Genomic DNA, 24,033 nt, shown 5'->3' on the forward strand with positions numbered 1-24,033 from the left:
GCAGCGCAGCACGCCGCCCATATGACATGACATCGCCGTAACAGGATCTCTGGCCCGTGACCCCACCCGCCTCGCCGCTGATCGCCGCCACCGGGCTCGTCTTCACCGCCAAGGCGGCCTCCGGCCCGGTGCATGTGCTGCGCGGCGTGGACCTCTCGGTCGCGGCCGGGGAGGCGGTGGGCATCGTGGGGCCTTCGGGCTCGGGCAAGACATCGCTCCTCATGCTGCTGGCGGGGCTGGAGACGCCGAGTGCCGGGCGCCTCGCCGTCGCCGGGCGGGATCTGGGGGCGCTGGACGAGGATGCGCTGGCCCGGTTCCGTCGCGACGAGGTGGGGATCGTCTTCCAGGCTTTCCACCTGATCCCGACCATGACGGCGCTGGAGAATGCCGCCATGCCGCTGGAATTCGCCGGCCGCCGCGATGCCTTCGACCGCGCGGCGGATGCGCTGAAGGGCGTGGGCCTCGGCCACCGGCTGGACCACTACCCCGGCCAGATGTCGGGCGGCGAGCAGCAGCGCGTGGCGCTGGCCCGTGCCGTGGTGGCCGAGCCCCGGCTGATCCTGGCGGATGAGCCCACCGGCAATCTCGACCGCGCCACCGGCCAGGTGGTGATGGACCTGCTCTTCGGCCTGCGCGCCCGGCTCGGCACCACGCTGCTGCTGATCACCCATGACCCGGCGCTGGCCGAGCGCTGCGGCCGGCAGGTGCGGATGGAGGATGGGCGCATCGTCTCCGACACCGCCGGCCTGAAGCTGGCGGCGGAATAACGCCATGATGCAGCATATGGCGCTCGGCGCGCGTCTGGCGCGGCGGGAATTGCGCGGCGGGTTTCGCCAGCTGCGGCTGGTGCTGGCCTGCCTGGCGCTCGGCGTGGCCAGCATCGCCGCCGTCGGCACGCTGCAGAGCGCGGTGAAGGCCGGGCTGCTGGCCGATGGCGCCAGGCTGCTCGGCGGCGATGTGGAAGTGCGGGTGAACTACCAGCCGCTGCCTTCCCGGGCGCTGGACTGGGCGCGGGAGCGCGGCGCCGCGGCCTCCGAGGTCATCGAGATGCGCGCCATGGCCGTGGCGCCCTCCGGCGACCGCGCCCTGGTCGAGCTGAAATCCATCGATGCCGCCTATCCGCTGTATGGCGAGCTGCGCCTGGACCCGCCGGAGGCGACCCTCGCCGCACCCGATGGCCGGCACCGCGTGGCGCTGGAGGCTTCGGTGGTGGAGCGGCTGGGCCTGGTGCCGGGCGATACGGTCCGCATCGGTGAGGCCAGCCTGGTCTTCGCGGGCACGATCGCACAGGAGCCGGACCGGGTGGCGAGCCCGGCCGTGCTCGGTCCGCGCGCGCTGATCCTGGACAGCGCCCTGCCCGCCACGGCGCTGATCCAGCCCGGCAGCCTGGTGTCCTACGACACCCGCTTCCGCCTGCCGCCGGGCACGGATGTGCGCGCCTTCGCCACGCAGTTCCGCAATGCGGTCGGCGATGGCGGCTGGCGGGTGCGCACGGCGGACCAGGCGGAGCCGGGGGTGAACCGCTTCCTCGACCGCGCCACCGCCTTCCTGGTGCTGGCCGGCTTCACCGCCCTGCTGGTGGGCGGCATCGGCGTGGCCACCGGCGTGCGCGCCTGGCTGGAGGCGCGCGGCCGCACCATCGCGACGCTGCGCTGCCTGGGCGCGCCGGCCGGCACCCTGCTCGCCACCTATCTCATCCAGGTGCTGGTGCTGGCGCTGGCGGGCATCGCCATCGGCCTGGTGGCGGGCTTCGGCCTGACCTGGCTGGCGGCCCAGGCCCTGGCCGGCGCGCTGCCGGTGCCGCCGCGCTTCGGCCTCTATTGGCAGCCGCTGGCGCTCGCCGGGCTCTATGGCCTGCTGACGGCGCTGACCTTTTCCCTCTGGCCGCTGGGGCGGGCGCAGCGGATTCCGGGGGCGGCGCTGTTTCGCGACCTCGTCACCGCCAATCCCGGCTGGCCCTCCCGCGGCATTCTGGTGGCCAATGGCCTCACCGCCCTGGCGCTGGTGGCGCTGGTGGTGGGCACGGCGGAGCAGCCGAAATTCGCGCTCGGCTTCTGCGCCGGCGCGGCGCTGACCCTGCTGCTGTTCCGCCTCGGCGCCAGCGGGTTGATGGCCCTCGCCCGAAGCCTGCGCGGCATCCGCCGGCCGACCCTGCGCCTCGGCCTGGCGAACCTGTACCGCCCCGGCGCGCCCACGCCCACCATGCTGGTGGCGCTGGGCATCGGGCTCACCACGCTCGCCGCCATCGCCACCATCGAGGGCAATCTGCGCCGCCAGCTTTCGGACCAGATGCCGAATGCGGCGCCGAGCTTCTTCTTCATCGATATCCAGAACGACCAGTCCGAGCGGTTCAACGCCCTGGCCGCGGCGCAGCCCGGCGTGTCGGAGGTGCGCTCCGTGCCCTCGCTGCGCGCCCGCATCGTGGCCGTGGATGGCACGCCGGCCGAGCAGGTGCAGGCGACGGAGGATACGCGCTGGGCGCTGCGCGGCGATCGCGGCCTGACCTATGCGGCGACGCCGCCGGACGGCACGCGGCTGGTGGAGGGCCAGTGGTGGCCGGCGGATTACAGCGGCCCGCCGCTGGTCTCCTTCGACGCCAATCTGGCGCGCGGCTGGGGCATGGGCATCGGCTCCACCGTCACGGTGAATGTGCTGGGCCGCGACATCGACCTGAAGGTGGCCTCGCTGCGGGAGATCCAGTGGCGGGGGCTCGGCATCAACTACGTCATGGTCGCCTCCCCCGGCCTGCTGGCCGCGGCGCCGCATACGCATATCGCGACGGTCCGCAGCACGGAGCAGGTGGAGCCCGCGGTGCTGCGGGTGCTGACGGACGCCTTCCCGAACATCTCCGGCATCCGGGTGCGGGATGCGCTGGAGGCGGTGGCGGGGCTGCTGACGCGGGTCGGCGTCGCCCTGCAGGCCACCTCCTCCGTCACCCTGCTGGCGGGCATGCTGGTGCTGGCCGGGGCGGTGGCCGCCGGGCAGCGGGCGCGGGTGCGGGATGCGGTGGTGCTGAAGACCATCGGCGCGACCCGGTCGCAGATCCGCGGCGCCTGGCTGGTGGAATTCGGCCTGCTGGGCCTGGTGGCCGGGCTGCTGGCCGGCGCCGCCGGATCGGCCGCGAGCTGGGCGGTGGTGCGCTTCGTCATGCGCGCCGACTGGATCTTCCTGCCCGGCACCCTGGCGGTGACCGTGCTGGGCTGCGTGCTGCTGACGCTGGGCCTCGGCTATATCGGCACGGCGCTTGCCTTGCGCGCGCGGCCCGCACCGCTGTTGCGCAACGAGTAGCACCGGGCTTGGATGCCGCCATGGACACCGACCTGCTGCCCGAAGATGAAGAGCACCTGCGCCACGCCTTCCGGCTGGCCGGCGAGGCCCGCGCCCGGGGCGACCGCCCCTTCTCCGCCGTCATCGTCGCGGAGGACGGCACCATCCTGTCGGAGGGGCTTTCCACCCAGGGCGCCGGCGGCGGCGGCACCCTCGCCCATAGCGAGATGAACGCCTGCCAGGCGGTGATCGCGGCCGCCGTGCCGCGGTCCCGGCTGCGGCGGGCCACCATCTATTCCTCGGGCGAGCCCTGCGCGATGTGCTCGGCCGCCATCTTCTACACCGGCATCGGGCGGGTGGTTTACGGCCTCTCGGCCGCCGCCATCCTGCATCTGCGCAATGCCCAGCCGCATACCGCGGGCCTCACCCTCTCCTGCCGCGCCGTGCTGGCCTCCGCCGCGGAGCCGGTGGAGGTGGTGGGCCCGGCGCTGGAGGCGGAGGGCGCGGTGCCGCATGAGGGCTATTGGATCCCGGGCGCCGCCTGAGCCGACCCGGCAAGGCCTGACCCTGCGTGAATCTTGCGCTTCGGGGCCGCTGCCCCCGTTGATCCGGATTACAGAAGTTCCATATACTCGGGACATGCGGGCGGCTCCAACCATCGCCCGTGAGGAGATTTCGACACCATGGCTCTCGGTCCCGACAACCGCTTCCAGACGGGCGCGTCGGCCTGGACCCAGCCCTATGGGCGGGCCGCGGGCGTTGACGCCGCCGCACTCGATGCGGGCCTGCGCGCCTATATGCTGCGGGTCTACAACTGGATGGCCTCCGGTCTCGCCCTGACCGGCATCGTCGCCTATTTCATCGCCTCCAACCCGGATATCGCCAGCCTGTTCTACCAGGTGGTGCGCACGCCGCGCGGCAATGCCACGGCGCCGACCATCCTGGGCTGGGCCGCGATGTTCGCGCCGCTGGCCTTCATCCTGGTGCTGAGCTTCGGCATCAACCGGATGAGCAAGACCAGCGCGCAGGCGCTGTTCTGGGCCTTCGCCGCCGTCATGGGCGCGTCGATGTCCAACATCTTCGCGATCTATACCGGCGCCTCCATCGCCAGCACCTTCTTCATCACGGCCGGCATGTTCGCGGCGATCAGCCTCTACGGCTACACCACGAAGGCCGACCTGACGAAGATGGGCAGCTTCATGATGATGGGCCTGATCGGCATCCTCATCGCCGGCCTGGTGAACATGTTCCTGCAGAGCTCCGCCCTGCAATTCGCCATCAGCGTGATCGGCGTGGTGGTCTTCGTCGGCCTCACCGCCTACGACACGCAGCGGATCAAGGCGGACTATGTGGAATACGCCTATGCCGAGGGCTCGGACGAGGCCGGCAAGCGCAGCGTCTTCGATGCGCTGGGCCTGTACCTGAACTTCGTCAACCTGTTCCAGCTGCTGCTGCAGTTCATGGGCGTGCGCCAGAACAGCGACTGATCGGCAGGACATCCAGGTGATGCCTGGCGGCGCGCAATCCGGAAGGGTTGCGCGCCGCTTCCGTTTTGAGGGGTGCCGGTGGTATGGATCGGCCGTGCGCCTCCGCCCCGCCCTCACCCGGCTGCTGGTCCTGCTGCTGCTGCTGCAGTGGGGGTCGGCCTTCGGCCATTGCCTGAAGCTCAGCGCGCCGCATGGGGCGATGCCGGGCGTGCTGCACATGGATATCTGCACGCCGGACGGGCTGCGCAGCATCGCCCTGCCGCTGGATTCCGGCGACGCGCCGGAGACCGAGCATGCCATGGGCATGCTCTGCCCGGTCTGCGGCGGGCTGGGCGGCGCCGGCCTGCCGCCGCCGCCGGCCATGCTGCTGCCGCCACTGCTGCTGGTGCAGACCGAGGCCCCGCCGACGCCGAGCACCCCCAGCCCGGCGCCCCCGCCGCGCTGCCAGCCGCCCCCGAGGGCCCCGCCCACCTCCTGAATCACCCGCGGATTTTCCCCAGGATTCAGGACCAGGACTCATGATGAAGACCACCCTCGCCGCGCTGGCGCTGGCCGGCGCCGCGCTCGGCAGCCTGCCGGCCGTCGCCCATGTCACGCTGGAGACCCAGCAGGCCACGCCGAACTCCTACTACCGCGCCACCTTCCGCGTCCCGCATGGCTGCGACGGCGCCCCCACCATCCGCCTCACCGTGCGGGTGCCGGAGGGCGTGACCGTCGCCCAGCCCATGCCGAAGCCCGGCTGGACGCTCCGCACCGTGGCCCGTGGCGAGGCCGCGGATGGCCATGGCGCCACCGCCCCGCTCGCCGAGATCATCTGGGAAGGCGGGTCCCTCGAAAATGCGCATTACGACGAATTCGTTGTCCGCATGCGCCTGCCCAATACGCCCGGCGAGCTTCTGTACATCCCCGTGGTGCAGGATTGCCCGGACGGCAAGCAGGCCGCCTGGACCGAGATTCCCGAGGCCGGCCGCCGCATCACCGACTACCGCATGCCCGCCCCGGCCGTGCGGCTCACGCCGCGCAACTGAGGACCAAGCCATGAACCAGACCCGCCGTTTCCTGCCGCTCGCCGCCGCGGCCGTCGCCGCTGGCAGCCTGCTCGCCCCCCGCCGCGCCAGCGCCTGCGATGCGGAGGCAATGGAGGCGCATCTCACCGCCGTCTGCGACGGGGCGCTCGCCCCCGCCCGCGCGGCGCTGGAGGCCGCCATGCCGCATGCCACCCCCGCCGAGGTGATGGCGATGCAGCGTGCGCTGACCATCGCCAATGGCACCTGCACCACCGGGGATCCGGTGGCCGGCGCCCGCATCGCCGCGAACCTGGCCCGCCTGGCGGGCCGCATCGAAGGCCGCGCGGGCATCGGCCCGGACAGCCTCGAACTGCTGGGCTGAGGACAGGCACATGACGGATTTCTCGCGGCGCGCCGGCCTCGGCGCGCTGATCGGCCTGGTCGCGACCCACGCCCAGGCCCAGGCCCCGGCCCCCATCCAGGCCGAGGCCGGCTGGAGCCGCGCCGCCGGCGCCGGCCGCACCGGTGCGGGCTACCTCACGCTGCGCAATGGCGGCGCGGCGGACCGGCTGGTGGCGGCGCGCGCCGCCATCGCCACCCGCGTGGAGCTGCACACGCATGTGCATGAGGGTGGCGTGATGCGGATGCGCCCGGTGGAGGCGATCGAGGTGCCGGCCAATGGCAGCGTCACGCTGGAGCCCGGCGGGCTGCACCTGATGCTGCTGGAGCTGAAGCGGCCGCTGAACCAGGGCGATTCGGTGCCTGTCACGCTTGTGTTCGAGCGGGCCGGGGAGGTGCAGGTGCAGCTCGCCGTGCAATCCGCCGGTGCCCGTGGGCCGGCAGCGGCGCCGCACCGGCACTGACCTGATGGCGCGGCCGTGCTGTGATGCCGCCCCATCCCCGAGGGACGTCACGGCATGGCCAAGCGCATCGACCCCGCCTCGCTTCCGCCCGTCATCGGCTGCTCCTACCCGGTGCCGCATGATGAACCCTGCCGGAGCCGGGAACGCCGGCGGCTGGGCGATGCGGCGGAGCTGACGCAGTTCGGCGTCAACCTGCTGCGCCTGCCGCCCGGCGCCTGGTCCAGCCAGCGCCACTGGCACGGCCTGTCCGACGAATTCGTTTTCGTCGTGGCCGGCGAGGTGACGCTGGTGACCGATGCCGGCCCCGAGCTGCTGCGCACCGGGGAGGCGGCCGGCTTCAAGGCCGGCGAGGCGGATGGCCACCACCTGCGCAACCTCTCGGGCGCCGAGGCCCTGGTGCTGGAGATCGGCAGCCGGATCGAGGCCGACGACGCCACCTATAGCGACATCGACATGCTCGCCCCGCCGCATGACCGGCCGGCGATGTACACGCGCAAGGACGGCACGCCATTGCAGGCGACGAAGCCTGCATGATTGGCCGCACGCCCAGACCGGTGTAGGTCGGCGCGTGCCCCTTCTCGCTTTCGCCTTCCTCGCCTTCATCGGCCTCGGCCTGCCGGACCCGATGCCGGGCAGCCTCTGGCCGGAGCTGCGGCCCTTCTACGGGGTGCCGAATGCCGGGCTCGGCCTGATCCTGGCGGTCACCGCCGGCGGCTATGTGCTGGCCGGCATTTTTACGGCGCGCCTGATCGATGCCTTCGGCATTGGCTGGCTGCTGGTGGCGAGCCTGGCGGCGACGGCGACCGCGGCGCTGCTGCAATCCTCGGCCCCGCCCTTCCTCGGCTTCGTCGCCCTGGCCGCACTGGCGGGCGCCGGCGGCGGAGCGGTGGATGCCGGGATGAACGCCTTCGCCGCGGCGCGCTTCCAGCCGCGCCACATGAACTGGCTGCACGGCTTCTGGGGGGTGGGCGCCACGCTCGGCCCGGCGGTGGCGGCGGCGCTGCTGGCGGTGGGATTCGGCTGGCAGGCGGGGTATCTCGCGGTCGGGCTGGCGCTGGCGGCGCTGACGCTGGCCTTCTTCCTGACCCGCGCCCGCTGGACCGGCGCCGGCCCCTCCGACGGGCCGCGCCACACCGCCTGGACCGTGCTGCGCAACCCGGTGGCGCGGCTGCAGGTGGCGATCTTCTTCCTCTACACGGGCCTCGAGGCCGGCGCCGGCCAATGGGCGGCGACCATCCTGACCGCCGGCCGCGGCGCCACCCCGGCCGAGGGCGCGGCCGCCGCCACCCTGTTCTTCGCGGCGCTGACCGGCGGGCGCATCGGCCTCGGCTTCGTGGTGGACCGCATCGGCGCGGACCGCCTGCTGCGGCTGCTGGCCCCGGTCGCCGTGCTGGCCGCGCTCGGCTTCGCCAGCGGCCGGGCCGATCTTGCCGCCTTGGGGCTGCTGGCGGTGGCGCTGGCGCCGATCTACCCGACCCTGATGGCGCGCACCCCGGCCCGGCTGGGTGCCGCGGCGGCGGCGCAGGCCGTGGGGCTGCAGGTCTCGGCGGCGACATTGGGGGTGGCGGTGGTCCCCGCCACCCTCGGCTTGGCCGCGGACCTCGCCGGTGCGGCGGTGGTGCCCTGGCTGCTGGCGGCGATGGCGGCGGTGGTCGGCGTGCTGATCTACCGGCTGCCGACCCGCCGATGATCCGGCGCCTCGCCCTTCTGCTGCTCCTGGCCGGACCGGCGGCGGCGCAGCTGCCGGGGCTCGATGCCACCCAGGCGCGGCGCCCGGCCGCGGTGGCGGAGGCGCCCTGGTCCAGCCTGGTGCGGGTGCAGTCCGAGGCGGGCGGCCGCTGCACCGGGGTGCTGATCGCCCCGGACCGGGTGCTCACGGCCGCCCACTGCCTGGTGGCGCGGCTGACCGGGCAGCTGGTGCAGCCCGGCCGCGTGCATGTGCTGGCCGGCTATGACCGCGGCGAGTTCCGGGCGCATGCCACCGCTACCGCGCTCCGCCTCGGCCCCGGCTTCGACCCCGCCACCAAGGGCCCGGTCGGCGCGGACTGGGCGGTGCTGCAACTGGAAAGAAACCTGCCCGGCCCGGTGCTGCCGCTGGCGGCGCTGCCGGCGCCTGGCACGGCGGCCATGCTCGGCGGCTGGCAGCAGGACCGCGCCCATGCGCTGCTGGCCGATACCGCGTGCCGGATCGAGGCGGCGCCGCGCGATGCCGAAGGCCGCCGGCTGCTGCGGCACAGCTGCGCCGGCACGCGCGGCGTCTCCGGCGCGCCGCTGCTGGTGCGGCAGGGCGCCGGATGGGCGGTGGCCGGCCTGGCGGCCACGGCCCATCGCACGGCCGCGGGCGGCATGGCCGTCGCGGTGCAGGGGCTGGCGCTGCTGGAGTGAGAACGCGGCCCGCCGCTTATGCGGCGAGGCCAAGCCGCGCGGATGCGCGGCGCCCGGCGTTCGAGGGGCAGAAAGGTGAGACCTTTGTGCGCTTGCCCTAGGCTCAGGCGGCGCGGGTGCCTGCGGGCTGGCTGCCCGCCGCCGGGCCGATCAGCCCGAGCTTGCGCAGCAACGTGTCCCGCTGCACCGGCTTGCCCAAATAGTCGTCCATCCCGGCCTCGCGACATTGCCGCTCGAATTCCGGGCCCACCGCGGCGGTCAGGCCGATGATGCGGGCGCCGCGGTTCGGGCCGGGCTGGGCGCGGATGGTGCGGGTCGCCTCCAGCCCGTCCATCACCGGCATCTGCAGGTCCATCAGGATGGCGTCGTAGAGCGCGCCGCGCGCCGCCTCCACCGCCTGGGCGCCATCCCCCGCCACATCCACCGCCGCCCCGGCGCGGGAGAGGATGGTGCGCATCACCAGCTGGTTGGTGGCATTGTCCTCCACCAGCAGGATGCGGATCTGCGGCCCCTCCACCGCCTCCGCCACCGGGGCGGGCGGCGCCTCCGGCCGCGGCGTCAGCGCCTGCAGCAGCGCATCCCGCAGCCGGGTCGGCAGGGCGGGCTTCAGCAGCAGCCCGTCCAGCACGCCGCCGCCCGAGCCCTGGCCCGTGCCTTGCGCCTCCCGCGGATCGGCCGAGCCGGAGGCACAGAGCAGCAGGCGCGGTTGCCCGAAAGCCTCCCCTTCCTGGCGGATGCGCCGCGCCAGGGCCAGGCCGTCGCCATCCGGCAACTGGCCGTCCAGCACCACCGCCTCGAAGGGCCGGCCCTGGCTGGCGGCGGCCCGCAGCGCGGCCAGCGCGGTGCCGCCGTCGGAGACCGCAGCGGCCTCCGCCCCCATGCCGACCAGCTGGCGCACCAGGATCTCCCGGTTCAGCGGCAGGTCGTCCACCACCAGCACGCGGCGCCGGTCCAGGCCCGTCAGCGGCTGCTGATCGCCCTCCACCCGGCCGATCTTCACGGTGAAGCGGAAGACGCTGCCGCCGCCATTGCGCACGCCGGCCAGCCGCGGCACCGCCTCGATCCCACCGCCCATCTCCTCCGCCAGCCGCTTGCAGATGGCGAGGCCGAGGCCGGTGCCGCCGTATTTGCGGCGGATCGAGGCATCGGCCTGGGTGAAGCGTTCGAAAAGATGCGCGATCCGGTCGCGCTCGATGCCGATCCCGGTATCGGAGACGGAGGCGCGCAGCCGCCAGTAGTCCAGCTCCGCCTCCACCGAGATCGCCACCTGGATCCAGCCCGTCTCGGTGAACTTCACCGCATTGCCGACGAGGTTGAACAGCATCTGCCGGATGCGGCCGGGGTCGCCCATCACCCGCGCCGGCAGGTCGGGCGAGAGGGCGCAGACCAGCTCCACCCCCTTGGCCGCGGCGCGCGGGGCAAACAGCTCCACGATCGTCGCGATCTCCGCCTCGATATTGAAGGGCACCGCCTCCAGCTGCAGCGCGCCGGCCTCCAGCTTGGAGAAGTCGAGGATGTCGTTCAGCACCATCATCAGGTGCTCGGCCGAGCCCTGGATGGTCTCCGCATAGCGCCGCTGCAGGGAATCGAGGCGTGTATCCAGCAGCAGCCCCGTCATCCCGATCACGCCATTCATCGGCGTGCGGATCTCATGGCTCATGGACGCCAGGAATTCCTCCTTGGCGCGGGAGGCGGCGACGGCATGGCGTTCCGATTCCGCAAGGCGCTGGCCCTGCATCTTCAGCGCCTGGGCCTGCCGCACCAGCAGCCAGAGCGCGACCAGCGTGACCACGGCGGCGGCGGCGACGCCGGCGGCCAGCAGCGCGCCGAGGCGATGCGCGCTGTCCAGCGCATCCTCCCGGTTGCGCGCCACCTCCACCACGAAGGCACCCTGGCGGGTGACGGCGAAGGAGGCGACGACCTCCGCCCGGTCCTGGTCGAGGCCGGACCAGGTGCCGGATTCGCGCCGCGGCAGGAAGTCCCGGAAGATCCAGGCGGAGGCATTCAGCTCCCCCACCCCATCCACCCGGCCATCGGACCGCGCCAGCAGCAGCCCCTGGAAGGAATGGATGCGGATGACGGCGCCGAAGCTCTCGGCATGCCGCCGCGCCACCCCCACCAGGTAGTCCGGGTTAAGGATGGCGACGATGCTGCCCAGGAACTCGCCGCGCGGGCCGCGCAACGCGCGGGCATAGGGAATCGCATAGAGCCCGCCGGCCTGGCCGACGGCGCGGCCGGAGGGGCCGAGGTAGCGCCCGGCCTCCGGCGCGCCCAGCCGCACCGCCTGGCCGCCGAAGCGCAGCAGGCGGAACCACTCGCGATCCGCCACCGAGGCCTCCCGCAGCCCTTCCACCGAACTGGCCAGGATGAAGCCCTGCGCATCGGTCACCAGCAGGGCGCGCATCTGCGGCACGTCGCGGATGCGGGTGTTGACCTGCCGCGCCACCTGCCCAGGCTCCAGCTCCGCCAGCCGGTCCGTGGCATCCAGCAGCACGAGGTCCACCGTCTGCATCGCCCGCGTCAGCTGGTCCGCCAATCCGGCCGCGACACCCTGGGTCAGGCGCTCCGCCTCCGCGATGGCGTCTTCCTGGCCGCGGTGCATGAGGATGCTGTAGATGCCGACCAGACACAGGGCGACCAGCCCGACGGCAGCCGAAAACAGCAGCCAGGGACGTGGCTCGGAGGGGCGAGGAGCGCCGAGGCCGAGCGAACGCCGCAAGGCGGAACGGAGTTGGGTGATGCGTGGGACCATCTTTGCGACAGTGTTTATCGGCCTTTTCGTCTTATTTTGCGAGCGCGGAGACACGGTTCGGGCGCAGATTTTGGAGTCGCAACATTACCCTGCGGCCACGGAGCGCCCCGCGGGCCGCACCCTCCTCGCCCAGGCCGCACAATCCCCCCGGCTGTCTGCAATCATGACGCGTGGCGAGCTGCAGGCCTGCATCTGGCCCGAGTATTTCGCCATCTCCTACCGCAACCCCCGGAATGGGGAGATGGAGGGGCTGGATATCGACATGGCGCGCGCGCTGGCGGCGCGGCTGGGCGTGCGGCTGGCCTTCGTCGAGACGAATTTCGCGGAATTCATGGACCGGCTGGATGATGGCGGCTGCGACATCGCCATGATGGCCGTGGGCGTCACCCCGGCCCGCGCGCGGCGCGTCGCCTTCTCCAAGCCCTATATGGCCAGCCCCGTCTATGCGGTGACGACGCGCACCAATACCCGCATCCAGTCCTGGCAGGACATCGACCGCGCCGGCACCGTGGTGGCGGTGGCCGCCGGCACGGTGATGGAGCCGCTGATGCGCGAGACGCTGCGCAATGCCGAGGTGATGGTGGTCGCCGCCCCCCGGACGCGGGAGGGCGAGATCCTGTCGGGCCGCGCCGATGTCTTCATGTCGGACTATCCCTATACCCGGCGCATGGTGCTGATGCATGACTGGGCGCGGGTGATCGACCCGCCCGGCCGCTTCGGCGAGACGCTCTATGCCTATGCGATCGCGCGCGGCGATGCCGCCTGGCTGGCCGAGGTGAATGCCTTCCTGGAGCGCATGCGGGGCGATGGCAGCCTCCTCCGCTCCGCCCAGCGGCACGGGCTGACGCCGATCATGCTGCCCTGACGGGCCGGCGATTTCCGGTGGCGGCCCGGCGGGGCGCGGGGCAGGATGACGGAGCCAAGAAAAAGACTCCGGAGGAAAATGCCATGCTCACCCGCCGCTCCCTGGCCGGCCTGCTGCCGCTCGGCCTCGCCGCGCCCATCCTTGCTGCCCCGGGGCTTGCGACCCGCGCCCTGGCGCAGGCCGGTGACTATCCCAACCGGCCGATCCGCCTGATCGTCGGCTTCGCCGCCGGCGGCGGCACGGACCTCACCGCGCGGACCATGCAGCCGAAGCTGCAGGAGGCGCTGGGCGGCGCCAATATCGTCATCGAGAACCGGCCCGGCGCCGGCGGGAACCTGGCCACCGAGATGACCGTCCGGGCGGCGCCGGATGGCTATACGCTGCTGATGGGCACGGTCGGCGCGCTGGCCATCAACCCCACCATCTACAGCAACCTGCCCTTCAATCCGCAGACCGACCTGACGCCGATCAGCATGTCCGGCTCCATCCTGAACGTGCTGGTGGTGCCCGCGGACCGTCCCTGGCGCAACGTGGCGGAGCTGGTGGCAGCCGCCAAGGCACGGCCGGAGACGCTGACCTATGGCTCCTCCGGCGTCGGCGGGGCGGGGCACCTGGCGGGCGCGCTGCTGGACCAGATGGCGGGCATCAAGACCATCCATGTGCCCTATCGCGGCGGCGGGCCGCTGATGAACGACCTGGCCGGCGCCAAGATCGACTTCGCCTTCTCCACCGCCCCCACCGCCATGCCGCAGGTCGAGGGCGGCCGGCTGCGGGCGCTGGCCGTGCCGACGCTGCAGCGGTCCGAACTGCTGCCCGATGTGCCGACGGTGGCGGAGCTGCTGCCGGGCTACGAGGTGGGCAACTGGTATGCCCTGGTCGGGCCGCGCGGCCTGCCGCCGGCGGTGGTGGAGAAGCTGAACGCGGCGATGCGCCAGACGCTGTCCGATCGCACCATGATCGCGCATCTGGCCCGCCACGGGGTGGACCCGCTGGCCTCGACGCCGGAGGAGCTGGGCCGCTTCATCCGCGACGAGACGGCGAAATGGGCCCCGATCGTCCGCGCCACCGGCGCCTCCGCCAACTGAGGGACACGGGGGGCCGCATGCCCCCCCAATCGGCAGGCCCTTACTCTCGCGCCGGTTTTCCGCTAACCCGCCTGCGCCATGCGCCAATTCCTGGACTTCGAAAAACCCATCGCCGAGCTCGAAGGCAAGATCGAGGAGCTGCGCCGCACGACGGACGCCGGCGGAATCGACGTGGCCGAGGAGGTCAGCAAGCTGCGCGACAAGGCGCACAAGCTGCTCCAGGCGACCTATGCCAAGCTCACCCCCTGGCAGAAGGCGCAGATCGCCCGCCACCCGGAACGCCCGCACGCCTCCGACTACATCAAGGGCCTGATCGAGGATTTTCTGCCACTCGCCGGCGACCGGGCCTTCGCGGATGATTCCGCGGTGACGGGCGGCATGGGGCGGTTCCGCGGGCGCGCCGTGATGGTGATCGGCACGGAGCGCGGGCACGACACCGAAAGCCGCGTGAAGCACAACTTCGGCATGGCACGGCCGGAGGGGTATCGGAAGGCGCGACGTCTGATGGAGCTCGCCGGCCGCTTCGGCCTGCCCATCCTGTCCTTCGTCGATACCGCCGGCGCCTTCCCGGGCATCGAGGCGGAGGCGCGCGGCCAGGCGGAGGCCATCGCGCGCGCCATCGAGGCCGGGCTCGACGCCCCGGTGCCCTTCATCGCCACCATCATCGGGGAAGGTGGCTCCGGCGGCGCCATCGCACTCGCCGCCGCCGACCGCATCCTGATGCTGGAACACTCGATCTATTCGGTGATCTCGCCCGAGGGCTGCGCCAGCATCCTGTGGCGCGATGCCGCCCAGGCGGCCACGGCCGCCGAGGCATTGCGCCTGACCGCCGAGGACCTGCGCAAGCTGGCCTTGGTGGATGCCGTGGTGGCGGAGCCGCTGGGCGGCGCGCATCGCGACCCCGCCGCCATGCTGGCCGCCGTCTCCCGCCAGATCTGGGACAGCCTGGAGCCGCTGCTGGCACTCGACGGCGCCACGCTGCGCGCACGTCGTCGCGAGAAGTTTTTGGAGATGGGGCGCGCGGGGGTCGTCTGAGCCGCCGGCCGGTGGTTTGATCGCCGGCATATGACGCCTCCCCCCGATAGCGGCCCCGCCGCCCCGGCCTCGCCCGCGGAATTGCGGCGGTTGTTCTTCCGGGTGTTTCCGGCCGTGGGGCTGGCGATGTTCGGCGCGGCGCTGGACCAGACCATCGTCGCCACGGCGCTCCCCGCCATCGCCCGCAGCCTGGGCGATGTGGAGCGCATCTCCTGGATCGTCGTGCTCTACCTGGTGGCGAATACCGTGGCCGCGCCGGTCTATGGCCGCCTGGGCGACGCCTTCGGGCGGCAGCGCATGCTGCTGGTGGCGCTGGCCGTCTATGCGGGCGGCGCCACGCTCTGCGCCTTCGCGGGCTCGCTCGGCACGCTGGCGGCGGCGCGGGTGGTGCAGGGCTTTGGCGGGGGCGGGCTGATCAGCCTGTCCGTCGCCCTGATCGCGGAGGTGGTGCCGGCGCGGGAACGCGGGCGCTTCCAGGCCTATATCGCGGCCGTCTTCACCACCGCCTCCGCCCTCGGGCCGCTGCTCGGCGGGCTGCTGGCCGAGCATTTTGGCTGGCGCAGCATCTTTCTTCTCCAACTGCCGCTGTCCTGCCTCGCGGCCTGGCTGGCGGTGACGCGGCTGGGGGATGCGGCGCGGGGCTCGGCGCGCGGCTTCAGCTTCGACTGGTGGGGGCTGGTGCTGTTTGCCGTCTTCGTGGGACCGGCGCTGCTGGCGCTGGACCAGGCGCGGCGGCTGGCGGCGGGGCCATTGATGATCGCAGCCGTCCTGGCCGCGGTGGCGGGAGTCGCGCTGTGGCTGCTGCTGCGGCAGGAACGCCGGGCGCCGCATCCGCTGCTGCCGCTGGGGCTGCTGGGCAATGCCACCGTCTGGCGGTCCAACCTGATGTCCTCCTGCGTCGCGGGGGCCTTCGTCGGCACCGTCGCCTTCCTGCCGATCTATTTCGCCGCGGTGCGCGGGCTTTCGCCCACCGCCTCGGGCATGGCGCTGCTGCCGCTCTCGGCCTGCGCGGGCTTCGGGGCGATGATCTCGGGCACGCTGCTGGCGCGCACGGGGCTGGTGATGCGCTGGCCGGGCATCGGGCTGAGCCTGTCCACCACCATGCTGCTGGCCTTCACCTTCGGCCTGGGCGCGCTGCCCCTGCCGCTGATGGCGGCGATGCTGGGGCTGGTCTCGCTCGGCTTCGGCATGTCCTTCCCCATGGTGCAGGTGGTGGTGCAGGTGGCGGCGGGGCCGAAGCTGCTGGGCTCGGCCACCGCCTCCGTCCAGTTCACCCGCTCGCTCGGCGCGGCGACCGGCACGGCGCTGCTGGGCGCGGTGCTGTTCGGCGCGCTGACGCTGGCGGGGCCGGAGGCGACGCGGCTCTTCGTGCTGCTGGTGAACCAGGGGCCAGGGGCGCTGCAGGCGCTGGACCCGGCGGTGGAGGCCACCTTCCGCGCCGACATGACCATGGCCTTCCGCGCCAGCTTCGCCACCGCCGCGCTGCTGACCGGCTTCGGCGCCTGGATGTCGACGCAGGTGCCGACGCGGCGGGTGTGAAGGCTGGGCCGCCGGCTGACCTTAACGCGTTGCAAGATGCCCTGAAGGCATTCTTAGCCAAACGGCCCTAGCCTGCGCGGGTCACGGCGCCGCGACCACGGCTGCGCCTGATGCCAGTCGCCTGCCCGCATGACCCGACCATCAGGATCGAAGCCACCATCCATGCTCCAGTCACTCCTCCATCTGTCCATCGCCCGCAAGCTGGCCATCGCCTTCGCGGTCGTGATCGCCGCGGCGGCCGGGGCCGGCACGCTCACCTGGCTCCGCCTCGGCGCCATCGAGGATGCGGCGCGCTGGAATGAACATACTCATATGGTGCTGGAACGCGCGGACCGTCTGGTGGCGGCGATGGTCGACCAGGAGACGGGCGTGCGCGGCCACCTGCTGAACGGGGACACGAAATTCCTGGAGCCGACCGAGGCCGGGCGCCGGACCTATGCCCAGGCACTGGCCGATCTGCGCCGCCTCACCGCGGACAATGCGGCGCAGCAGCGCCGGCTGGATGAGCTGGACCGCTCCGCCCAGGCCTGGATGACCAACCAGGCGGCGCGCCAGGTGGCGCTGATGGCGCGCGGGGACGAAGCCTCCCGCGCCGAGGCGCGGCGGATGGAGGAACAGGGGCTGGGCAAGGCCTCGATGGATGCGCTGCGTGGCAAGGCGGCGGAAATCTCCGCCGTGGAACGCCAGCTGCTGGTGGAGCGCACGGCCGCGCAGCAGGAGGCCTTCAGCGATGCGCGGCTGATGCTCGGCCTGGGCACCCTGGCGGCCGCGGTCATCGCCCTGTTCTGCGGCTTCGCCCTGGCCCGCAGCGTGGCGCGGCCGATGACGCGGCTGGCCGACCAGGTCTCCCGCATCGCCGGCGGCGACCTTTCCGTCACCGTCGAGGGCGAGGCGCGGCAGGACGAGCTGGGCGCGCTGGCCAAGGCCGTGGCCGTGCTGAAGGAGAACACGGCCCGCGGCCGTGCGCTGGAGGCCGAGGCCGCGGCCGAGCGGCTGCGGACGGAGGAGGCACGGCTCGCGGCGCAGCGCGCCATCGCCGATGAGCTGGAGCGCACGGTGGGCGGCGTCAGCGCCACGCTGGCCGGCGCGGCGACCGAGCTGCAGGCGACGGTGGGCACCCTGACCCATGGCGCCGAGCGCACCAGCGAACAGGCGATCGCCGCCGCGGCCGGCGCCACCCAGGCCAGCGCCAATGTGCAGACGGTGGCCGCGGCGACCGAGCAGATGGCCGCCACCGGCGCCGAGATCAATCGCCAGGTGACCGAGGCCGCGGATATCGCGCGGCGTGCCTCGGAGGAAACCCGCGCCACCGATGCCACCGTGCGGTCCCTGGCCGAGGCGGCGGGGCGGATCGGGGAGGTCGTGCGCCTGATCGGCGACATCGCCGCCCAGACCAACCTGCTGGCGCTGAACGCCACGATCGAGGCGGCCCGTGCCGGCGAGGCCGGCAAGGGCTTCGCGGTGGTGGCTTCCGAGGTGAAGACCCTGGCGGCGCAGACCGCCAAGGCGACGGAGGAGATCAGCGCGCAGATCGCCGCCATGCAGGGCGCGACGGACCAGGCGGTGGACGCCATCCGCGGCATCGGCGCCACGGTCGAACGCTCCAGCGAGATCGCCGCCAGCATCGCCACGGCGGTGGAGGAGCAGGGCGCGGCGACGCAGGAGATCGCCCGCAATGTGGGCGAGGCGGCGTCGGGCACCAGCGAGGTCTCGGCGCAGGTCGAGGGCGTGAATGCCGGCATCGCCGAGACCTCCGCCGCGCTGCGCGACCTGCGCAACGGCACGGAGGATGTGGCGCGGCAGGGCGAGACGCTGCGCGCCGAGGTCGGCAGCCTGGTGAACCGCCTGCGCGCCGCCTGAACGCGAAAAGGGTGGGCCCGGCTATACCAATGTCTGGATTGGCGGCCGGGCCGCGAAGCTGTCTGCTCCGCAAAGCCTCAAGGCAAAGGAGCTCGACATGTCACAGCCTGCCAGCCAGACGATCCTGTCGGCGCGCTTCCTGGGCACGCCCACCGACCTCGGCGCGGAGGCGACGCGCGACATCGCGGCCGGCCTCGCCGGGCTGCTCGCGGATGTCTTCGCGCTGTACCTGAAGACCAAGAATTTCCACTGGCACATGAGCGGCCCGAACTTCCGGGACTACCACCTGCTGCTGGACGAGCAGGGCGAGCAGCTTTTCGCCATGACCGACGTGATCGCGGAGCGGGCGCGGAAGATCGGCGGCAGCACGATCCGCTCGATCGGCGAGATCGCGCGGCGCCAGCGCATCCTCGACAATGACGCCGCCTTCGTCGCGCCGCATGACATGCTGGCGGAGCTGCATGGCGACACGAAGCAGCTGGTGGCGGAGCTGCGCCGGCTGCATGAGCTGTGCGACGGCTACAGCGACGTCGCAACGGCGAGCCTGATCGAGGTCTGGATCGACGAGGCCGAGCGCCGCGCCTGGTTCCTCTACGAGACCTGCCGCAGCCCAGGCTGAGGTTGGGGCGGGCTCAGGCCCGCCCGTGGCAGTGCTTGTACTTCTTGCCCGACCCACAGGGGCAAGGCGCGTTGCGCGGCGTGGCGGCCCAGGTGGCGGGGTCGTTCGGGTCCACCGCCTGCGCCGTCATCGGCGCGCGCGCCGCCTGCGTGGCCGCGCCATAGGCCGGCGGCGGCGCATCGGCATATTCCAGCTCGCCCATCCCGCCGTCCGGCGCGGGGTGGCGCATGTCCATCACCTGCACCGGCTCCGGCATCGGCGGCGGGGCGTCCGGGCGGATGTCGATGCGCATCAGCACGCTGGTGGTGCGCTCCCGCAGATCCTCCAGCATGCCGTTGAACAGGTTGAAGGCCTCGGACTTGTATTCGTTCAGCGGGTCCCGCTGGCCATAGGCGCGCAGGCCGATGCCCTGGCGCAGATGGTCCAGCGCCAGCAGGTGTTCCTTCCACACCGCGTCGAAGATCTGCAGCAGCAGGGACTTCTCGACCATGCGCATCAGCTCGGTGCCGATATTGGCAACGCGGGCGGCGTAGCTTTCCTCCGCCGCCTTCACCAGGCGCTCGCGCACCTGGGTCTCGTCGATGCCCTCCTCCTGCGCCCAGGCCGCCACCGGCAGGTCGAGGCCCAGCACGGCCAGCACCTTCTCCTGCAGCCCGGCCAGGTCCCATTGCTCGGGATAGGCGTTTTCCGGGATGGCGGTATCGACCAGCTTGCCGATCGTCTCCCGCCGCATCTCGGCCACCGTCTCCGCCACGTCCGGCGCCATCATGAAGGCCTTGCGCTGGGCATAGACCTCCTTGCGCTGGTTGTTCATGACGTCGTCGTACTTCAGCAGATTTTTCCGAGTATCGAAGTTGCGGGCTTCGACCTTCTTCTGTGCCTTCTCCAGGGCCTTGTTGATCCAAGGGTGAACAATGGCTTCACCCTCCTTCAGCCCGAGCTTCTGGAGCATCCCGCCCATGCGGTCGCTACCGAAGATGCGCATCAGGTCGTCTTCGAGGGAGAGGAAGAATCGGCTGGCGCCCGGGTCGCCCTGGCGGCCGGAGCGGCCGCGCAGCTGGTTGTCGATGCGCCGGCTCTCGTGCCGCTCCGTGCCGATCACCAGCAGGCCGCCGGCGGCCTTCACCGCGGGGCGGATCGCCTCCACCTCCGCCTTGTGGCGGGCCAGCGCCGCCTCGTATTCGGGGCTGTCGCTATTGCCCACCTCGGCGCGGGCCAGCATGTCGGCGTTGCCGCCCAGCTGGATGTCCGTGCCGCGGCCGGCCATGTTGGTGGCGATGGTGACGGAGCCGGGGCGGCCGGCCTGGGCCACGATGCCGGCTTCCTGTTCGTGGAAGCGGGCGTTCAGCACCTGGTGCGGCACGCCCTTCTGCTTAAGCAGTTCCGAGATCAGCTCCGACTTCTCGATGCTGGTGGTGCCGACCAGGGTCGGCTGGCCGCGCTCCCGCGCCTCCGCGATCAGCGCCGCCACCGCCTCATACTTCTCGCGCGCCGACTTGTAGACCTCGTCATCCGAATCGATGCGCGCCACCGGCACGTTGGTCGGGATCTCCACCACTTCCAGCTTGTAGATTTCGGCGAATTCATCGGCCTCGGTCGAGGCCGTGCCGGTCATGCCGGCGAGCTTCGGGTACAGCCGGAAATAGTTCTGGAAGGTGATGGAGGCGAGGGTCTGGTTCTCGGGCTGGACCGTCACGCCTTCCTTGGCTTCCAGCGCCTGGTGAAGGCCTTCCGAATAGCGGCGGCCTTCCATCATGCGGCCGGTGAATTCGTCGATGATGACGACCTTGTCCTGCCGGACGATGTAGTCGACGTCCCTGGTGAAGAGGACATGCGCGCGCAGCGACTGGTTGGCGTGGTGCACCAGGGTCACGTTCGCGCTGTCATACAGCGCGCCCTCGGTCAGCAGCCCGGCCTCGGTTAGCGCCGCCTCCAGCGCCTCCGTCCCCGCCTCGATCAGATGGACGGTCTTGAACTTCTCGTCCTTCTCATAGAGCGAGGTGTCCTTCACCAGCTCCTTCATCACCGCGTTCACGCGCTGGTACAGGTCGCTGCTGTCGTCGGATGGGCCGGAGATGATCAGCGGCGTGCGCGCCTCGTCGACGAGAATGCTGTCCACCTCGTCGACGATGGCATAGGCGAAGTCGCGCTGGACCATCTCCTCCAGCCGGTACTTCATGTTGTCGCGCAGATAGTCGAAGCCGAATTCGTTGTTGGTGCCGTAGGTGATGTCGCAGTGATAGGCCTCGCGGCGCTCCTCGTCGGACTTGCCGTGCACGATGGTGCCGGTGGTCAGGCCGAGGAAGCCGTAGAGCTTGCCCATCCATTCCGCGTCGCGGCTGGCGAGATAATCGTTCACGGTCACCACATGCACGCCCTTGGCGGGCAGCGCATTCAGATAGACCGGCAGGGTGGCGACCAGGGTCTTGCCCTCGCCCGTCTTCATCTCGGCGATGCGGCCGTCATGCAGCACCATGCCGCCGATCATCTGCACGTCGAAGTGCCGCATGCCCAGCGCCCGCTTGGCGCCCTCCCGCACCGTGGCGAAGGCCTCCGGCAGGATATCGTCCAGCGTCCGCCCGGCGGCGAGCTGGGCGCGGAATTCCGCCGTCTTGCCGCGCAGCGCCTCATCCGACAGGGCGGCCAGCGCAGGCTCCAGCGCATTGATGGAGGGAACCCGCGCCTGGAAGCGCTTCAGCGCCCGGTCATTGGAATTCCCGAAAACGGCGCGGACAAGGCGTTGGAACATGGGGGAAAGCTGTCTCCGACCCGCACTGAGAAGACCAGCAGCGTCACGGGGTCGCGCCCGGGCCTCGGGGGCGCAAGGCCCAATTCGGGCTGGGGCGCGAGGCCGGAGAGATAGGCGCACGCCCCTGCCACGTCAACGAGAGGCGCCGGATCACCCGCTTCCGGGCCGCCTTGTGGCGCCCCCCCGCATCGGCCATCTTCCGCCGGTCATGACGGAAACCCCCCCGATGCGCCGCAAGGCTTCGCTCCTCGCCACCCTGCTGCTGAGCACGGCCCTGGCGGCAGGCCCGGCCTTGGCCCAGGCCCCCGCCCCCGCCCCCGCCGGCCAGGACCCGGTGGTGGCCCGCGTCGATGGCGCCGAGATCCGCCTCTCGGAGCTGCAGGACGAGGCGACGCGCCTGCCGGAGGAGCTGCGCGCCATGCCGGCGCCCATGCTGATGCCGCTGCTGCTGGACCAGATGATCACCCAGAAGGCGATCACCGCCGCCGCCCGCGCCCAGGGCCTGGCGAACGACCCGGAGGTGCAGGCCCGCCTGCGCCGGGCGGAGGAGGAGGCGCTGCAGCAGGCCCTCATCACCCGCGCCGTCGCGCCGCAGATGACGGAGGAGGCGCTGCGCGCCCGCTACCAGCGCGAGGTGGCCGGCCGCGCGGCGGAGGAGGAGGTGCGCGCCCGCCACATCCTGGTCCCCACAGAGGCCGAGGCCCGCACCGCGCTGACCGAGGCCCGCCGGCCCAACGCCGATTTCGCCGAAGTGGCCCGCCGCCGCTCCACCGGCCCCGGCGCGCGGGAGGGGGGCGACCTCGGCTTCTTCAAGCGCAGCGACATGATCCCGGAATTCGCCGCCGCCGCCTTCGCCATGCAGCCCGGCCAGATCTCGGAGAACCCGGTGCGGACCCAGTTCGGCTGGCATGTCATCAAGGTGGAGGAGCGCCGCGCCGTGCCGCCGCCGGCCTTCGAGGATGCGCGCGAGGCGCTGCGCCAGCGGGCCTTCGAGGAGGCGGTGACGGCGGAGGTGGAGCGCATCCGCCTGGCTGCCCGGATCGAACGCTTCGCCATGGATGGCAGCCCGCTGCCGGCCGCGCCCGCCCCCTCCCTGCTCGACGGCGCCGCGCCGCCGGCGGCCCAACCTCGTCGCTAAGAGACCAAGAAGATGGCTGGCAAGGACCTTCCCGTCTCCCCGCTCGCGCTGCCGCTGCCCGAGATGCCCCCGGTGGCGGGCCTGCGCCTCGGCTCCGGCCGCGCCGGGATCCGCTACAAGGCGCGCGAGGATGTGACGATGATGGTCTTCCCCGCGGGGACCAGCGTGGCCGGCGTCTTCACCCGTAACAAATGCCCCGGCGCGCCGATCGACTGGTGCCGGGCGGCGCTGAAGGGCGGCAAGGCCCGGGCCCTGGTCGTCACCGCCGGAAATTCCAACGTCTTCACGGGGAAGGCCGGGCGCGAGACCTGCGCGCAGACCGCCAAGGCCATGGCCGAATTGGCGGGCTGCAAGCCGGGCGAGGTCTTCCTCGCCTCCACCGGCGTGATCGGCGAGAAGCTGCCGACCGAGAAGCTGGTGGCCGCGCTGCCGCCGCTGTTCGGCCAGTTGCAGGATGACGGCTGGGCCGGCGCGGCGCGGGCCATCATGACCACCGATACCTTCCCCAAGGGCGCGACCCGCACGGCGAAGATCGGCGAGACGACCGTGACGGTCAGCGGCATCGCCAAGGGCAGCGGCATGATCGCGCCCGACATGGCGACCATGCTGTGTTTCCTGGCGACCGATGCGAAGGTGCCGGCGGCCGCCCTGCAGGCGATCCTCGCCAAGGGCACCCAGAAATCCTTCAACTGCGTGACGGTGGACAGCGATACCTCCACCAGCGACACGGTGCTGCTCTTCGCCACCGGCGCCGCGAAACACCCCCGCGTGCCGGCCGAGGGCGGCAAGATGCTGAAGGATTTTGCCCGCGCGGTGCATGAGGTGCTGATGGACCTCGCCTTGATGGTGGCGCGCGATGGCGAGGGCGCCCAGAAGCTGATCCGCATCGATGTGACCGGCGCGGTGACGAACAAGTCAGCGCATCGCATCGCCATGAGCATCGCCAATTCGCCCCTGGTCAAAACCGCGATCGCCGGCGAGGACGCCAATTGGGGCCGCATCGTCATGGCGGTGGGCAAGGCCGGCGAACCCGCGGATCGGGACCTGCTTTCCGTGGGCGTCGGCGGCACCTGGATGGCGCGCGAAGGCAGCGTGGTGCCGGGCTATGACGAGGCGCCGGTGATCGCCCATATGAAGGGGCGGGAAGTCCAGATCACCGTCGACCTGGCGCTCGGCCGCGGCAAGGCCACCGCCTGGACCTGCGACCTGACGCATGGCTACATCGACATCAACGGGTCGTATCGGAGCTGATCTGCGGCCAATCGGCCACACTGCGGCATGGATGCCGCAAAATCCCGTTCGGACCATGACGCGGGGGCGCCAATGGCCCATAGAGGGGGGCCGCCCGCCGGTGGGTCGGCAAGGCCTTGGACCTGCGAACT

21 protein-coding genes are annotated in these 24,033 nt (G+C 72.0%); 19 read left to right on the top strand and 2 right to left on the bottom strand.

Features of this window, described 5'->3' with window-relative positions:
- Positions 1–56 precede the first annotated feature (56 nt).
- From ACTIF1_RS00845 to ACTIF1_RS00895, 11 genes are all read left to right on the top strand, one after another.
- Entirely contained in the window at positions 57–767 is a 711-nt protein-coding gene (locus tag ACTIF1_RS00845; protein ID WP_439594467.1) for an ABC transporter ATP-binding protein, read from the top strand.
- Between the two features lie 4 nt (positions 768–771).
- Positions 772–3,288: an ABC transporter permease gene (locus tag ACTIF1_RS00850; protein WP_439594468.1), complete on the top strand. Its 2,517-nt coding sequence runs from the start codon at positions 772–774 to the stop codon at positions 3,286–3,288.
- A 20-nt stretch (positions 3,289–3,308) separates the two neighbouring features.
- Complete coding sequence (locus tag ACTIF1_RS00855) at positions 3,309–3,812, top strand: nucleoside deaminase (RefSeq protein ID WP_439594469.1); 504 nt, start codon at positions 3,309–3,311, stop codon at positions 3,810–3,812.
- A 138-nt stretch (positions 3,813–3,950) separates the two neighbouring features.
- Positions 3,951–4,754 (top strand): Bax inhibitor-1/YccA family protein, encoded by an 804-nt coding sequence (locus tag ACTIF1_RS00860; protein ID WP_439594470.1) that lies wholly within the window; start codon positions 3,951–3,953, stop codon positions 4,752–4,754.
- A gap of 94 nt (positions 4,755–4,848) precedes the next feature.
- On the top strand, positions 4,849–5,232 hold the full coding sequence (locus tag ACTIF1_RS00865) for a DUF2946 family protein (RefSeq protein ID WP_439594471.1): 384 nt from the start codon (positions 4,849–4,851) through the stop codon (positions 5,230–5,232).
- A 40-nt stretch (positions 5,233–5,272) separates the two neighbouring features.
- On the top strand, positions 5,273–5,782 hold the full coding sequence (locus ACTIF1_RS00870) for a YcnI family copper-binding membrane protein (RefSeq protein ID WP_439594472.1): 510 nt from the start codon (positions 5,273–5,275) through the stop codon (positions 5,780–5,782).
- A gap of 10 nt (positions 5,783–5,792) precedes the next feature.
- Positions 5,793–6,143, top strand: coding sequence for a hypothetical protein (locus tag ACTIF1_RS00875; RefSeq protein WP_439594473.1), 351 nt, complete (start codon positions 5,793–5,795; stop codon positions 6,141–6,143).
- Positions 6,144–6,153: 10 nt separating this feature from the next.
- A complete protein-coding gene (locus ACTIF1_RS00880) occupies positions 6,154–6,624 on the top strand; it encodes a copper chaperone PCu(A)C (protein WP_439594474.1) in 471 nt (156 codons plus the stop codon).
- A gap of 54 nt (positions 6,625–6,678) precedes the next feature.
- Positions 6,679–7,158, top strand: coding sequence for a cupin domain-containing protein (locus ACTIF1_RS00885; protein ID WP_439594475.1), 480 nt, complete (start codon positions 6,679–6,681; stop codon positions 7,156–7,158).
- Between the two features lie 34 nt (positions 7,159–7,192).
- A complete protein-coding gene (locus ACTIF1_RS00890) occupies positions 7,193–8,314 on the top strand; it encodes an MFS transporter (protein ID WP_439594476.1) in 1,122 nt (373 codons plus the stop codon).
- A complete protein-coding gene (locus ACTIF1_RS00895) occupies positions 8,311–9,009 on the top strand; it encodes a trypsin-like serine peptidase (protein WP_439594477.1) in 699 nt (232 codons plus the stop codon). Before ACTIF1_RS00890 ends, ACTIF1_RS00895 begins: the two co-directional genes overlap by 4 nt.
- A gap of 103 nt (positions 9,010–9,112) precedes the next feature.
- Here the strand turns inward: ACTIF1_RS00895 and ACTIF1_RS00900 are convergent, their stop codons facing one another.
- On the bottom strand, positions 9,113–11,761 hold the full coding sequence (locus ACTIF1_RS00900) for a response regulator (RefSeq protein WP_439594478.1): 2,649 nt from the start codon (positions 11,759–11,761) through the stop codon (positions 9,113–9,115).
- A 163-nt stretch (positions 11,762–11,924) separates the two neighbouring features.
- Between ACTIF1_RS00900 and ACTIF1_RS00905 the strand changes: the two genes are divergently transcribed.
- The 6 genes from ACTIF1_RS00905 to ACTIF1_RS00930 all read left to right on the top strand — a co-directional run bounded on the left by ACTIF1_RS00905 (position 11,925) and on the right by ACTIF1_RS00930 (position 18,764).
- Positions 11,925–12,626 (top strand): substrate-binding periplasmic protein, encoded by a 702-nt coding sequence (locus ACTIF1_RS00905; RefSeq protein WP_439594479.1) that lies wholly within the window; start codon positions 11,925–11,927, stop codon positions 12,624–12,626.
- Between the two features lie 83 nt (positions 12,627–12,709).
- Positions 12,710–13,711, top strand: a complete 1,002-nt coding sequence (locus tag ACTIF1_RS00910; RefSeq protein WP_439594480.1) for a Bug family tripartite tricarboxylate transporter substrate binding protein — start codon at positions 12,710–12,712, stop codon at positions 13,709–13,711.
- Positions 13,712–13,789: 78 nt separating this feature from the next.
- Positions 13,790–14,746: an acetyl-CoA carboxylase carboxyltransferase subunit alpha gene (locus ACTIF1_RS00915; RefSeq protein WP_439594481.1), complete on the top strand. Its 957-nt coding sequence runs from the start codon at positions 13,790–13,792 to the stop codon at positions 14,744–14,746.
- 30 nt (positions 14,747–14,776) lie between these two features.
- A complete protein-coding gene (locus ACTIF1_RS00920) occupies positions 14,777–16,285 on the top strand; it encodes an MFS transporter (protein WP_439594482.1) in 1,509 nt (502 codons plus the stop codon).
- Positions 16,286–16,447: 162 nt separating this feature from the next.
- Positions 16,448–18,145: a methyl-accepting chemotaxis protein gene (locus tag ACTIF1_RS00925; protein ID WP_439594483.1), complete on the top strand. Its 1,698-nt coding sequence runs from the start codon at positions 16,448–16,450 to the stop codon at positions 18,143–18,145.
- Positions 18,146–18,242: 97 nt separating this feature from the next.
- On the top strand, positions 18,243–18,764 hold the full coding sequence (locus tag ACTIF1_RS00930; protein WP_439594484.1) for a Dps family protein: 522 nt from the start codon (positions 18,243–18,245) through the stop codon (positions 18,762–18,764).
- A 13-nt stretch (positions 18,765–18,777) separates the two neighbouring features.
- On the opposite strand, the gene secA is transcribed toward ACTIF1_RS00930, so the two are convergent.
- Complete coding sequence (gene secA / locus ACTIF1_RS00935) at positions 18,778–21,513, bottom strand: preprotein translocase subunit SecA (RefSeq protein ID WP_439594485.1); 2,736 nt, start codon at positions 21,511–21,513, stop codon at positions 18,778–18,780.
- A 208-nt stretch (positions 21,514–21,721) separates the two neighbouring features.
- On the opposite strand from secA, the gene ACTIF1_RS00940 reads away from it, so the two are divergent.
- The gene (locus tag ACTIF1_RS00940) at positions 21,722–22,651 is read left to right on the top strand and encodes a peptidylprolyl isomerase (protein ID WP_439594486.1); all 930 of its coding nucleotides are present in this window, start codon (positions 21,722–21,724) and stop codon (positions 22,649–22,651) included.
- Between the two features lie 12 nt (positions 22,652–22,663).
- Complete coding sequence (argJ, locus tag ACTIF1_RS00945; RefSeq protein ID WP_439594487.1) at positions 22,664–23,902, top strand: bifunctional glutamate N-acetyltransferase/amino-acid acetyltransferase ArgJ; 1,239 nt, start codon at positions 22,664–22,666, stop codon at positions 23,900–23,902.
- Positions 23,903–24,033: the final 131 nt, after the last annotated feature.

It is taken from the genome of Falsiroseomonas sp. (assembly GCF_051860665.1).
Taxonomy (GTDB): domain Bacteria; phylum Pseudomonadota; class Alphaproteobacteria; order Acetobacterales; family Acetobacteraceae; genus Falsiroseomonas.